This window comes from Burkholderia stabilis (assembly GCF_001742165.1).
Lineage (GTDB): Bacteria > Pseudomonadota > Gammaproteobacteria > Burkholderiales > Burkholderiaceae > Burkholderia > Burkholderia stabilis.
This window is the reverse complement of record NZ_CP016442.1, coordinates 973,424-986,122: the sequence shown is the minus strand read 5'-3', so window position 1 is coordinate 986,122 and position 12,699 is coordinate 973,424. Positions and strand designations below refer to the sequence as shown.

General features: G+C 65.3%; 9 protein-coding genes. 7 read left to right on the top strand and 2 right to left on the bottom strand.

The window, feature by feature from the left end:
* Nucleotides 1-66 precede the first annotated feature (66 nt).
* The 7 genes from scpB to truB all read left to right on the top strand — a co-directional run bounded on the left by scpB (nucleotide 67) and on the right by truB (nucleotide 9,784).
* Entirely contained in the window at nucleotides 67-1,098 is a 1,032-nt protein-coding gene (scpB, locus tag BBJ41_RS04630; RefSeq protein ID WP_069745513.1) for an SMC-Scp complex subunit ScpB, read from the top strand.
* Between the two features lie 60 nt (nucleotides 1,099-1,158).
* Nucleotides 1,159-2,901 carry a 23S rRNA pseudouridine(2605) synthase RluB gene (gene rluB / locus BBJ41_RS04625; RefSeq protein ID WP_069745512.1) on the top strand — a complete coding sequence of 581 codons (1,743 nt, stop codon included), beginning with the start codon at nucleotides 1,159-1,161 and terminating at the stop codon, nucleotides 2,899-2,901.
* Nucleotides 2,902-3,361: 460 nt separating this feature from the next.
* Nucleotides 3,362-3,820, top strand: coding sequence for a ribosome maturation factor RimP (gene rimP / locus BBJ41_RS04620; RefSeq protein ID WP_014897219.1), 459 nt, complete (start codon nucleotides 3,362-3,364; stop codon nucleotides 3,818-3,820).
* A complete protein-coding gene (gene nusA, locus BBJ41_RS04615; protein WP_069745511.1) occupies nucleotides 3,820-5,295 on the top strand; it encodes a transcription termination factor NusA in 1,476 nt (491 codons plus the stop codon). The genes rimP and nusA overlap by 1 nt, the downstream gene beginning before the upstream one ends.
* Nucleotides 5,296-5,386: 91 nt before the next feature.
* Nucleotides 5,387-8,326: a translation initiation factor IF-2 gene (infB, locus tag BBJ41_RS04610; RefSeq protein ID WP_069745510.1), complete on the top strand. Its 2,940-nt coding sequence runs from the start codon at nucleotides 5,387-5,389 to the stop codon at nucleotides 8,324-8,326.
* A gap of 113 nt (nucleotides 8,327-8,439) precedes the next feature.
* Complete coding sequence (gene rbfA / locus BBJ41_RS04605; RefSeq protein ID WP_034190142.1) at nucleotides 8,440-8,838, top strand: 30S ribosome-binding factor RbfA; 399 nt, start codon at nucleotides 8,440-8,442, stop codon at nucleotides 8,836-8,838.
* A 13-nt stretch (nucleotides 8,839-8,851) separates the two neighbouring features.
* Nucleotides 8,852-9,784, top strand: coding sequence for a tRNA pseudouridine(55) synthase TruB (truB, locus tag BBJ41_RS04600; RefSeq protein WP_069745509.1), 933 nt, complete (start codon nucleotides 8,852-8,854; stop codon nucleotides 9,782-9,784).
* Nucleotides 9,785-9,883: 99 nt separating this feature from the next.
* On the opposite strand, the gene BBJ41_RS04595 is transcribed toward truB, so the two are convergent.
* Together BBJ41_RS04595 and BBJ41_RS04590 are read right to left on the bottom strand one after the other, a co-directional pair.
* Nucleotides 9,884-11,443, bottom strand: coding sequence for a DHA2 family efflux MFS transporter permease subunit (locus tag BBJ41_RS04595; RefSeq protein WP_069745508.1), 1,560 nt, complete (start codon nucleotides 11,441-11,443; stop codon nucleotides 9,884-9,886).
* Nucleotides 11,444-11,470: 27 nt separating this feature from the next.
* Nucleotides 11,471-12,688 carry an HlyD/EmrA/EmrK family protein gene (locus BBJ41_RS04590; protein ID WP_069745507.1) on the bottom strand — a complete coding sequence of 406 codons (1,218 nt, stop codon included), beginning with the start codon at nucleotides 12,686-12,688 and terminating at the stop codon, nucleotides 11,471-11,473.
* Between the last annotated feature and the right edge of the window lie 11 nt (nucleotides 12,689-12,699).

Sequence of the window (12,699 nt, the reverse complement as noted above, 5' to 3'; positions counted from 1 at the left end):
CGTCTTCCGTTCCTTTCGTCTGTTTGTTGATCCGGTTCGTTTGACCACAGGGTCTGGCCTAGCTGCATGAATACCCAAGAGGCGAAGATCGTCCTCGAGACTGCTTTGATCTGTGCGCAGGAACCGCTGAAGCTCGGCGATTTGCGCAAGCTCTTTGCCGACGGCGTGTCGGCTGACACGGTCCGCACGTTGCTCGAAGATCTGAAACAGGATTGGTCCGGCCGCGGGGTCGAACTGGTGGCGCTGGCGACCGGATGGCGCTTTCAGAGCAAGCCGGCGATGCGTCATTATCTGGATCGCCTGCATCCCGAGAAGCCGCCGAAATATTCGCGTGCGGTGCTCGAAACGCTCGCGATCATCGCGTACCGGCAGCCCGTCACGCGCGGCGACATCGAAGAGATTCGCGGCGTCACGGTCAATACGCAGGTGGTCAAGCAACTCGAGGATCGCAGCTGGATCGAGGTGATCGGTCATCGTGACGTGCCGGGGCGTCCGGCGCTGTATGCGACGACCAAGCAGTTTCTCGACGATCTCGGCCTGAAGGCGCTCGACGATCTGCCCGCGCTCGAAGAACCGGCCGCGAACATCGAGGCCGCGCTGCTTGCGCAGCAGGCCATGGACTTCGACGGCGACGTGCCGGTTGCCGACGACGCAGCGGGCGACGTGCCGGAAGCGGGTGAAGTGTCCGCTGGCCAGTCGGGTGAATTGCCGGGCGATGCCGTGGCCGATACCGCGTCGACGCAGGAAATCATGCATCGCGATACGCTCGAGGCTGATCGCGTGCAAGCGGAACAAATGGAACAGGTTGGCGCCGAAGCAGCGCTGACCGGTGCGCAGCCCGAGTTGCTGCGCGCGGATTGGAACGAGGAAGATCGCAAGCCGGTTGCCGAAGAGGGTGCCGGAGACGGAGCGGAAGCGGCCGGTGGCATGCCCGGCGAGGCTGGCCAGGCCGATGCCCCCCGTTCACGTCCAGCGGACGACGAGATGCTGGACGACACGTCCGACAGTCTCGCGGATGCCGTGCGAAGCGCCAGTGCGCCCATCGGTGCTGACGCGCTGCCGGACGACGAAGCAGAACCCGAACAGCGTCGCGCCTGACCGCGGCCAACTTCTTGCCGCGCCCGCGCCGGGCGCGAGACCTGACATTTTGAGGTTGTTTTGACAGATATCCACGATATTGAATCGTCCGCGCCTGCCGCGCAGGCAGCGCGTGCCGACGATGCACCGGAGCAGGACGCTTCGGCCGCGGGTGGCGACGAGCGTCCCCGCCGCGGTTTGCGGCGAGGCCCGCGCAGCCTGATCGCGCGGCGTCGCGCGGCGGCCAAGTCGAAGGGCGCCGAAGGCGAGCCGCAGGGTGGCGAAGGCGCGGATGCGCCGCCGGCCGAGGCCGCCGAAGCGCAGCCCGCACGCGCGCCGCGCAAGGAAGGTGCAGCCAAGGGCGGCCGCAAGCCGGCCGGCAAGCGCGAAGGCGCGCCCAAGGGTGGCCAGGGTGCGCAGGGCGGCCAGGGCCGCCGTGGTGGTGCGCCGAAGGTTGAGGGCGGTCCGGCGAAGACGGAAGGCGATGCGTCCCAGGACGAGCTGTTCGCCTATGTGACGTCGCCCGCATTCGACGCGGACAACTCCGCGGGCGGTAGCGGCGTACGTGCGCCGATGCTGCGCCGCGGTCGCAGCCAGCCGGCGAACAAGCGCGTGCTGTCGCCGGACGACGACGCGCCGAAGCTGCACAAGGTGCTGGCGGAAGCGGGCATGGGCTCGCGCCGCGAAATGGAAGAGTTGATCGTCGCCGGCCGCGTGTCGGTGAACGGTGAGCCTGCGCACATCGGCCAGCGCATCATGCCGACCGACCAGGTGCGGATCAACGGCAAGCCGGTCAAGCGCAAGCTGCCGAACAAGCCACCGCGCGTGCTGCTGTACCACAAGCCGACCGGCGAAATCGTCAGCCATGCGGATCCGGAAGGCCGTCCGTCGGTGTTCGACCGCCTGCCGCCGATGAAGACGGCGAAATGGCTCGCGGTGGGCCGTCTCGACTTCAACACCGAAGGTCTGTTGATGCTGACGACGTCGGGCGACCTTGCGAACCGCTTCATGCATCCGCGTTACAGCGTCGAGCGCGAGTACGCGGTGCGGGTGGTCGGCGAGCTTACCGAAGGTAACCGGCAGAAGCTGCTGCACGGCGTCGAGCTGGACGACGGCCCCGCCAATTTCCTGCGCATCCGCGATGGCGGTGGCGAAGGCACGAATCACTGGTATCACGTTGCACTGGCCGAAGGCCGCAACCGTGAAGTGCGCCGGATGTTCGAGGCGGCCGGCTTGATGGTGAGCCGGCTGATCCGTACGCGTCACGGCCCGATCCCGCTGCCGCGCGGCCTGAAGCGCGGCCGCTGGGAGGAGCTCGATGACGCGCAGGTGCGCAAGCTGATGGCGACCGTCGGCCTGAAGGCGCCGTCCGAGGAGAAGGGCAAGCGCGGTGGTGCTGTCGGCCAGGCCGAGCGCCGTCAGCCCGATCCGATGCAGACGTCGATGGGTTTCATCAACCGTGAGCCGGTGTTGACGACGCACGGGCAGCTCGACCAGCCGCGTCGCGGCGGTGGTCGGCGCGGCGGGCCGGGTATGCCGGGCCTGAGCGGTTACGGCAGCCTGCCGGTTGCGCCGTCGGGCTACGGCAACCGCACTGGCGGCGGTCGCGACGGCAACCGTTCGGGCGGCGGCCGCGATGTCGACGGCAACCGCGCATCGTACGGCGCAGGCCCCAAGCGCGATGGCGCGGGGCCCAAGCGCGGCGGCAGCAAGGGCGGCGGTGGCAATCGCAATCCGAACGGCAATCGCGCCGAGGGTGCCGGTAACGGCGGTGGCCCGCGCGGCGGGCAGCGTCCGCAGCGCAGCCGTACGCGCAGTCGCTAAGCATATCGGCATGCGGCGGCGCAAAGCCGCCGGCGCGCCGGCAGGATCGGCATCCGTCCGGTTTTGTCGGCGCGGCGCGTTGTGTTTTTCGATTTCGACTGTATATATGCCGTGCCGCGTGCCGCTGGATGGCCGTTGGCATGACCGATTTCCGGTGCGGCAGGATTGGCCCGGTTGATCGGGTAGCCCGATTTCGCATTTTCGGTCCGTAAAAGCAGTCGATACGCTGCTTTTACCGGCTGGCTTGGCGTTTGCGCCAAAAATCGCTATAATCGCGGAGTCGCTGGGCGTACGGATTCAATGTGCGGCTCAGGTGCGACCACCAGTAAGAAGATGGGCGTTCCGCCCATTTTTTTTTGCTGAAACGGTTAGGCATCTCGGGTAGCGCTTCCTGCGCCGGCTAAGGCGCGCGCCCGCGGGTGAATCGCGAGCGGCGGGCGCGAACACCTGAGAGGACACAGTGCAACTGACGGAACTGATAGAAACCACGGTCACCGGGCTCGGCTACGAGCTGGTGGATCTCGAGCGCACCGGGCGCGGCATGCTTTGCATCTATATCGATCAGCCTGCCGGCATCTCGCTCGAAGATTGCGAAAAGGTCACGCGTCAGCTCCAGCACGTCTTGACGGTCGAAAACATCGATTACGAACGGCTCGAAGTCTCGTCCCCGGGGCTCGACCGCCCGTTGAAGAAGCTTGCCGACTTCGAGCGCTTCGCCGGCAGTGAAGTCTCCGTGACCTTGAAAAAGCCGCTGGACGGGCGCAAGACGTACCGGGGCATTCTGCACGCGCCGAATGGCGAAACGATCGGTTTGGAATTTGAGAGGAAGAAGGGCGAGGCGGCCATGCTGGATTTCACGCTGGCCGATATCGACAAAGCCCGCCTGATTCCGCAAGTTGACTTTAGGAGCCGCAAATAATGAGTCGCGAAGTGTTGATGCTGGTGGATGCGCTGGCGCGCGAGAAAAACGTCGACAAGGATGTGGTGCTGGGCGCCCTCGAGGCTGCGCTCGCGTCCGCTTCCAAGAAGCTGTTCGACGAAGGCGCCGAAATCCGCGTCCATATCGATCGCGAAAGCGGCGAGCACGAAACCTTCCGTCGCTGGCTCGTCGTACCCGACGAGGCAGGCTTGCAGGAGCCGGATCGCGAGATCCTGCTGTTCGAAGCACGTGAGCAGAATCCCGACGTCGAAGTCGGTGAATATGTCGAGGAACCCGTACCGTCGATCGAGTTCGGCCGTATCGGCGCGCAGGCTGCGAAGCAGGTGATCCTGCAGAAGGTGCGCGACGCAGAGCGCGAGCAGATCCTGAACGACTACCTCGAACGCGGCGAAAAGATCATGACGGGTACGGTGAAGCGCCTCGACAAGGGCAACTTCATCGTCGAGTCGGGTCGTGTCGAGGCGCTGCTGCGCCGCGATCAGCTGATCCCGATGGAAAACCTGCGCGTGGGCGACCGCGTGCGCGCATACATCGCGAAGGTCGACCGCACCGCGCGCGGCCCGCAGATCGAACTGTCGCGCACGGCGCCCGAGTTCCTGATGAAGCTGTTCGAGATGGAAGTGCCGGAAATCGAGCAGGGTCTGCTCGAAATCAAGGCAGCCGCTCGCGATCCGGGCGTGCGCGCGAAGATCGGCGTCATTGCATACGACAAGCGGATCGATCCGATCGGCACCTGCGTCGGCATCCGCGGCTCCCGCGTGCAGGCCGTGCGCAACGAGCTTGGTGGCGAAAACATCGACATCGTGCTATGGTCGGAGGATCCCGCCCAGTTCGTGATCGGCGCGCTCGCGCCGGCAGCTGTCCAGTCGATCGTCGTCGATGAAGAAAAGCACTCGATGGACGTCGTCGTCGACGAGAACGAGCTGGCTGTCGCGATTGGCCGCAGCGGTCAGAACGTTCGCCTCGCTGGCGAACTGACCGGCTGGCAGATCAACATCATGACGCCGGATGAATCCGCCCTGAAGCAGGGTGAAGAGCGCGACCGGCTGCGTGCGCTGTTCATGGCGCGTCTCGACGTCGACGAAGAAGTTGCCGACATCCTGATCGACGAAGGCTTCACGAGCCTCGAAGAGATCGCCTATGTGCCGCTCAACGAAATGCTCGAAATCGAGGCGTTCGACGAGGACACCGTGCACGAATTGCGCAACCGCGCACGCGACGCGCTGTTGACGATGGCCATCGCGAACGAAGAAAAGGTCGAGAACGCAGCGCTGGATCTCAAGAGCCTTGACGGCCTCACGCCGGAGTTGCTCGCGAAGCTGGCCGAACATGGCATGCAGACGCGCGACGATCTCGCCGAGCTGGCCGTGGATGAACTGGTCGACATGACCGGGATGGAAGAGGATGCCGCTAAGGCGTTGATCATGAAAGCACGTGAACACTGGTTCCAGTGAGAAATGACCATGGCGCACTGATTTGATGGCGGCCGTATGGCCTGACCCGATGCTAACAGCAAGGAATCGGTCCTTGCACTAAGAGGAATGAATGGCGAGTAACAACGTAGCCCAATTTGCCGCGGAACTGAAAATGCCTGCTGGTGTGCTGCTCGAACAGCTGCAGGCAGCGGGCGTCCAGAAAGCGAGTGAAGACGATGCGCTGTCCGAAGCGGACAAGGCGCGTCTGCTCGATCATTTGCGCAAGTCGCACGGCGCAACCGACGGCGACAAGCGCAAGATCACGCTGACCCGCAAGCATACGTCGGAGATCAAGCAATCTGACGCGACGGGCAAGGCTCGCACCATTCAGGTCGAGGTCCGCAAGAAGCGCACGTTCGTCAAGCGTGACGAAGTGAGCGATGGTGCGGAACAGGGTCAGGCGCAGGTCGCCGAAGCGGATGACGATGCAGAACTGAAGCGTCGCGAGGAAGAAGCGCGCCGCGAGGCCGAGCTGCTCGAGAAGCAGGCGCAGGAACTGCGCGAGCGCCAGGAGCGCCTCGAGCGCGAGGAAGCCGAGCGTCGTGCCCGCGAGGAAGCGGCTGAGGCCGAGCGTCGTCGTGCAGAGGAAGAAGCTGCGGCGAAGCGTGCCGCGGTCGAAGCCGCTGCGGCACAGCAGCAGGCAGCAGCCCAGCAGGCCGCCGCGGCCGAGCAGGTCGCGCCGAATGCTCAGACCGAACAGGACGAAGCACGCGCCGCCGCAGAAGCACGCGCAGCTGCCGAACGTGCGGCGCAGCGCGAAGCGGCGAAGAAGGCCGAGGACGCAGCCCGCGAGGCGGCGGACAAGGCGCGCGCCGAGCAGGAAGAGATCAGCAAGCGCCGTGCGGCCGCCGAGGCCGAAGCGCGCGCGATCCGCGAAATGATGAACACGCCGCGCAAGGCCGTGGTCAAGGCAGTCGAGCCGCCGAAGCCGGTCGAACCGCCGAAGCCGGCCGAAGCGAAGGGCACGCTGCACAAGCCGGCGAAGCCGGAAGGCGCACAGGCACGTCCGGCGGTGAAGAAGCCGGCAGGCGCTGCAACGCCGGCAACGACGCAGGCGCCGGCAGGCGCGGGCGACCGCAACAAGAAGCCGGGCGCAGGCAAGGGCGGCTGGCAGGACGACGCGGCGAAGCGTCGCGGCATCAAGACGCGCGGCGACTCGAGCGGCGGCGTCGACCGCGGCTGGCGCGGCGGCCCGAAGGGTCGCGGCCGTCACCAGGACAGCGCATCGTCGTTCCAGGCGCCGACCGAACCGATCGTCCGTGAAGTGCACGTGCCGGAAACCGTGTCGGTTGCCGATCTCGCGCACAAGATGTCGATCAAGGCCTCCGAAGTCATCAAGGTGATGATGAAGATGGGCCAGATGGTCACGATCAACCAGGTGCTGGACCAGGAAACGGCGATGATCGTCGTCGAAGAACTGGGCCACCGCGCGGTTGCGGCGAAGCTGGACGATCCGGAAGCGCTGCTCGTCGAAGGCGAAACGAGCACCGATGCGGAGCAACTGCCGCGTCCGCCGGTCGTCACGGTGATGGGTCACGTCGACCACGGCAAGACCTCGCTGCTCGACCACATCCGCCGCGCGAAGGTTGCCGCAGGCGAAGCGGGCGGCATTACGCAGCACATCGGCGCATATCACGTCGAAACGCCGCGCGGCGTCATCACGTTCCTCGATACGCCGGGTCACGAGGCGTTCACGGCAATGCGTGCACGCGGCGCGAAGGCGACCGACATCGTGGTGCTGGTGGTGGCGGCCGACGATGGCGTGATGCCGCAGACGAAGGAAGCTATCGCTCACGCAAAGGCGGGTGGCGTGCCGATCGTCGTGGCGATCAACAAGATCGACAAGCCGGAAGCGAACCCCGATCGCGTCAAGCAGGAGCTGGTCGCGGAAGGCGTCGTGCCGGAAGAATACGGTGGCGATTCGCCGTTCGTGCCGGTGTCGGCGAAGACGGGTGCGGGCATCGACGATCTGCTCGAGAACGTGCTGCTGCAGGCCGAAGTGCTGGAGCTGAAGGCACCGGTCGAAGCACCCGCCAAGGGCATCGTGATCGAAGCGAAGCTCGACAAGGGCAAGGGCCCGGTTGCGACGATCCTCGTGCAGTCCGGTACGCTGAATCGTGGCGATATCGTGCTCGCGGGCTCGGCCTATGGCCGCGTGCGTGCGATGCTCGACGAGAACGGCAAGCCGACGAAGGAAGCCGGCCCGTCGATCCCGGTCGAAATCCAGGGTCTGTCGGAAGTGCCGGGTGCGGGCGAGGAAGTGATCGTGCTGCCGGACGAGCGCAAGGCGCGTGAAATCGCACTGTTCCGTCAGGGCAAGTTCCGTGACGTGAAGCTCGCGAAGCAGCAGGCCGCGAAGCTGGAAAGCATGCTCGAGCAGATGGGCGAAGGCGAAGTGCAGAACCTGCCGCTTATCGTCAAGGCCGACGTGCAGGGTTCGCAGGAAGCGCTCGTGCAGTCGCTGCTCAAGCTGTCGACCGACGAAGTGCGCGTGCAGATCGTGCACGGCGCGGTGGGCGGCATCAGCGAAAACGACGTCAACCTTGCAACGGCGTCGAAGGCAGTCATCATCGGCTTCAACACGCGTGCGGATGCGCAGGCGCGCAAGCTCGCGGAAGCCAATGGCGTCGACATCCGCTACTACAACATCATCTATGACGCAGTGGATGAGGTGAAGGCGGCGATGTCGGGCATGCTGGCACCGGAGAAGCGAGAAGTCATCACCGGTACGGTCGAGGTGCGCCAGGTGTTCAAGGTGCCGAAGATCGGCGCGGTCGCAGGCTGTATGGTCACGGACGGTATCGTCAAGCGCTCGTCGTCGGTTCGCGTGCTGCGCAACAACGTCGTGATCTTCACGGGCGAACTCGAATCGCTGAAGCGCTTCAAGGACGACGTGAAGGAAGTCAAGCAAGGCTTCGAGTGCGGTATGTCGGTGAAGAACTTCAACGACATCGTGGAAGGCGACCAGTTCGAAGTCTTCGAAGTGACCGAAGTCGCGCGTACGCTGTAATCGTCGCGTATCGGCTCATGGGCGGGGCAGGCTTGGGCTTGTCCCGCCCATTTTTCATGGCGGCCCGCCAAAAGGCGGCCGCATTATCCTGATAAACGAATCAGGGATCGATCATGTCCAGGAAACGTACTTCCCCCAATCGCAACGTTCAGATCGCCGACCAGATTCAGCGCGACCTGTCCGAGCTCATCATGCGCGAGGTCAAAGACCCGCGCATCGGCATCGTGACCATCCAGAGCGTGGAGCTCACGCCGGATTACGCGCACGCGAAGGTCTACTTCACGGCGCTGACCGGCGATCCGGAAAAGACGCAGGAGGCGCTGAATCATGCGTCGGGTCACTTGCACAACCTGCTGTTCAAGCGTCTGCACATTCATACGGTGCCGACGCTGCATTTCCACTACGACCAGACGATCGAGAAGGCCGTCGAAATGTCGCGCCTGATCAAGGAAGCGAACTCGACGCGCGCGAAGGACGACGACGAGGCCGACGCGCCCGCCAAGGACGACTGAGCTCGACCGGCCTATGACGAATGCAGCACCTCAACGTCCGCGCGTGCCCCGGCGTGTGTTGGACGGCGTCCTCCTGCTCGACAAGCCGGTCGGCCTGTCGAGCAACGATGCGCTGATTCGCGCGAAGCGCCTGCTTCTCGCGAAGAAAGCCGGTCACACCGGCACGCTCGATCCGTTGGCCTCGGGCCTGCTGCCGCTGTGCTTCGGCGAGGCGACGAAGTTCTCGCAGGACTTGCTCGAGGCCGACAAGACCTACGAAGCGACGATGCGGCTCGGCCAGCGCACGGCCACCGGCGACGCTGAAGGCGAAGTGATCGACACGCGGCCGGTCGAGTGCGACCGCGCAGCCGTTGAAGCCGCACTCGTGCGCTTCACCGGCGAGATCGTGCAGGTGCCGCCGATGTATTCGGCGCTCAAGCGCGACGGCAAGCCGCTGTACGAATATGCGCGCGCGGGCCAGACGGTCGAGCGCGAAGGCCGCAACGTGACGATTCATGTACTCGATCTGCTCGCCTGCGAGTTGCCCGACGTGACGTTTCGTGTGACCTGCAGCAAGGGCACCTACGTGCGCACGCTGGCGGAGGATATCGGCGAGGCCCTGGGATGCGGTGCGCATCTGACGATGTTGCGTCGCACGGGCGTCGGCGCGCTGACGCTCGAGCATGCGGTGACGCTCGATGCGTTGTCGGACGCCGCGGAATCGGCGCGCGATGCGTGGCTTCAGCCGGTCGATGCGTTGCTGTCGACGTTTCCGGCCGTCCGGCTCGACGACACGTGTGCAAAGCGGTTCCTGCACGGTCAGCGCCTGCCGCTGTCGGAGCTCGGTCCGATCGATGCGGCCGACGGCGAGCGTGTGCGCGTCTACGATGCGACGCGACTGCTCGGTGTCGCCCGCAAGGCGAACGGCGTGCTCGCACCGGAACGTCTCGTCGTGACGGCTGCGTGACGCCAGCGGCGCGAGCGCGCCATCGGAGCAATAAAAAAACCCGGTCGATATCGACCGGGTTTTTTGTTTGGCGCACTCGGGTGCGTTGCCGCGTAACGCTCAGTGCGCGGCCGATGCTGCCGCACCTGCATCGCCGCCGCCCGCGCGTTCTGGTTTGGTGATCCAGATCAGCGCGATCAGCAGCACGAAGATCGCCGCCGAGACGTAGAACAGATCGTTCACACCGAGCTGCGCGGCCTGCTGCGTGGCCAGGTTGTTGATGAGGCCATGCGCCTGGTCCTGCGTCAGCCCGAGATTGCCCATCTGCGTCACGGCCTGGTTGAACGTCGGGTTGTACACGTTCGTCTGCTCGACGAGCTGCGCGTGGTGGAAGTTGTTGCGATGATCCCACGCAGTCTGGAAGATCGACGTGCCGATGCCGCCGCACATGATCCGCACGAAGTTCGACAGGCCGGACGCCGCCGGGATGCGGTGGCCGGGGAGCCCGGACAACGTGATCGACACGAGCGGAATGAAGAAGCCGGCCATCGCGACGCCCTGCACGAGCGTCGGCAGCGTGAGCGACCACTCGTCGACGCCCGTCGTGTAGCCCGATCGCATCCAGAAGCACAGCGCGAAGATGAGAAACGCGGCGGTCGCGATGTAGCGCGGGTCGGTGCGCGGCAGGAACTTGCCGGTCAGCGGCGACAGCAGGATCGCGAACAGCCCGACCGGCGCCATCACGAGGCCGGCGTCGGTTGCCGTGTAGCCGATCTGCGTCTGCAGCCACAGCGGCAGCAGCACGAGGTTGCCGAAGTAGAGCCCGTAACCGACCGCAAGCGCAATCGTGCCGCCCGTGAAGTTGCGCCGGCGGAACAGCGACAGGTCGACGACGGGGTGCTCGGCGGTCAGTTCCCAGATCACGAAGAACGCGAACGAGATGATCGCGATCAACGCGAGCGCGACGATCGTGGTCGATGCGAACCAGTCCAGATCCTTGCCCTTGTCGAGCATGATCTGCAGCGATCCGACCCACAGCACGAGCAGCGCAAGGCCGACGCCGTCGATCGGCGCGCGGCGCACCGTCGATTCACGCGTGCGATAGATCGACCACGTGGCGAGCGCGGCGGCGATGCCGACCGGGATGTTCACGTAGAAGATCCACGGCCACGAGTAGTTGTCCGATATCCAGCCGCCGAGGATCGGGCCCGCGACCGGCGCGATCAGCGTCGTCATCGACCATAGCGCGAGCGCCATCGGCGCCTTCGCACGCGGATAGCTCGACAGCAGCAGCGATTGAGACAGCGGAATCATCGGCCCCGCGACCGCACCCTGGAGGACCCGCGATGCAAGCAGGAACGGCAGGCTCGGTGCGAGCCCGCACATCCACGACGAGATGACGAACAGGATGATCGATGCGAGGAACAGGCGGACCTGTCCGAAGCGGTCGGTCAGCCAGCCCGTCAGCGGCACCGAGATTGCGTTCGCGACCGCGAACGACGTGATGACCCATGTGCCCTGGTCGGACGATACGCCGAGGTCGCCCGAGATAGTCGGGATCGCGACGTTCGCGATGGACGTGTCGAGCACGTTCATGAACACCGCGAGCGATACCGCGATTGTCCCGAGAATGAGTTGCCCGCCCTGCAAGGGCGGGTAGGAGGCAGGAGCCTGTGCCATGTCGGTGGTTTTCCGAAGTCGGAACGGTTACATCATTTTCGCGGCGCTGTTCTGCTTGGCCGCAGCCGGCGCCGACGCGTTGCCGCCGGCGTTCTCGGCGATGACGCGTGCGATTTCTGCGTCGGCTTCGTCGCCGTACTTCGCGAACACGTTGGTCTCGTAGACGGTGTTCGGCGCGTTGACGAGCTGGTCGCCGCGTTCGTCCTTGATGTCCACGTCGACCTGCATCGACAGACCGATGCGCAGCGGATGCTTGTCGAGATCCTTCGGGTCGAGCTCGATACGCACCGGCAGGCGCTGGACGACCTTGATCCAGTTGCCGGTCGCGTTCTGCGCCGGCAGCAGCGAGAACGCCGAGCCCGTACCGGCCGAGAAGCCGACGACCTTGCCGTGGTAGACGGCCGACGAGCCGTAGATGTCGGCCGTCAGCTCGACCGGCTGGCCGATGCGCATGTGCTTGAGCTGGACTTCCTTGAAGTTCGCATCGACCCACACGGCATTGAGCGGCACCACCGACATCAGCGGCGTGCCGGGCGACACGCGCTGGCCGACCTGCACCGAGCGCTTCGCGACGTAGCCCGTCACCGGCGCCGGCAGCACGTTACGTGCATTCGCGAGGTAAGCGTCGCGAACCTTCGCGGCGGCGGCCATCACGTTCGGATGCGACGCGATCGTCGTGTTCGCGGTCAGCGCGCGGTTCGACGCGAGCTGCTGCTGCGACGCGTCGAGCGACGCCTGTGCGGCGCGCACGGCGTCACGTGCGTGCGAGATTTCTTCCTGCGACACGGCGCCCGTCTGTGCGACGGCCACGCGGCGGCGTAGGTCGTCTTCGGCCTTCGACAGGTCGGACTGGCGCAGCGCGACCTGCGCGCGGTACTGGTCGTCGTTGACGAACAGGCCGCGGACCTGGCGCACGGTCTGCGCGAGGTTGGCTTCGGCCTGCTGCAGCGCGACCTGCGAATCGGCCGGGTCGAGCACGACCAGCGGATCGCCGGCCTTGACCGTTTGCGTATCGTCCGCCTTCACGGCGATCACGGTGCCCGTGACCTGCGGCGTGATCTGCACGACGTTGCCGTTCACGTATGCGTCGTCGGTCCCTTCATGGAAGCGGGCGACGAGGAAGTAGTACAGGCCGTACGCGATGGCCGCGATCACGATGACCGCGACGAGCAGCGTCATCATCCGTTTGCGCTTCCCGTTGTTCTGCGACTGTGCGCTGGCGGCGTTTTGTTGAGGGTCGCTCATGGCGATTTTCT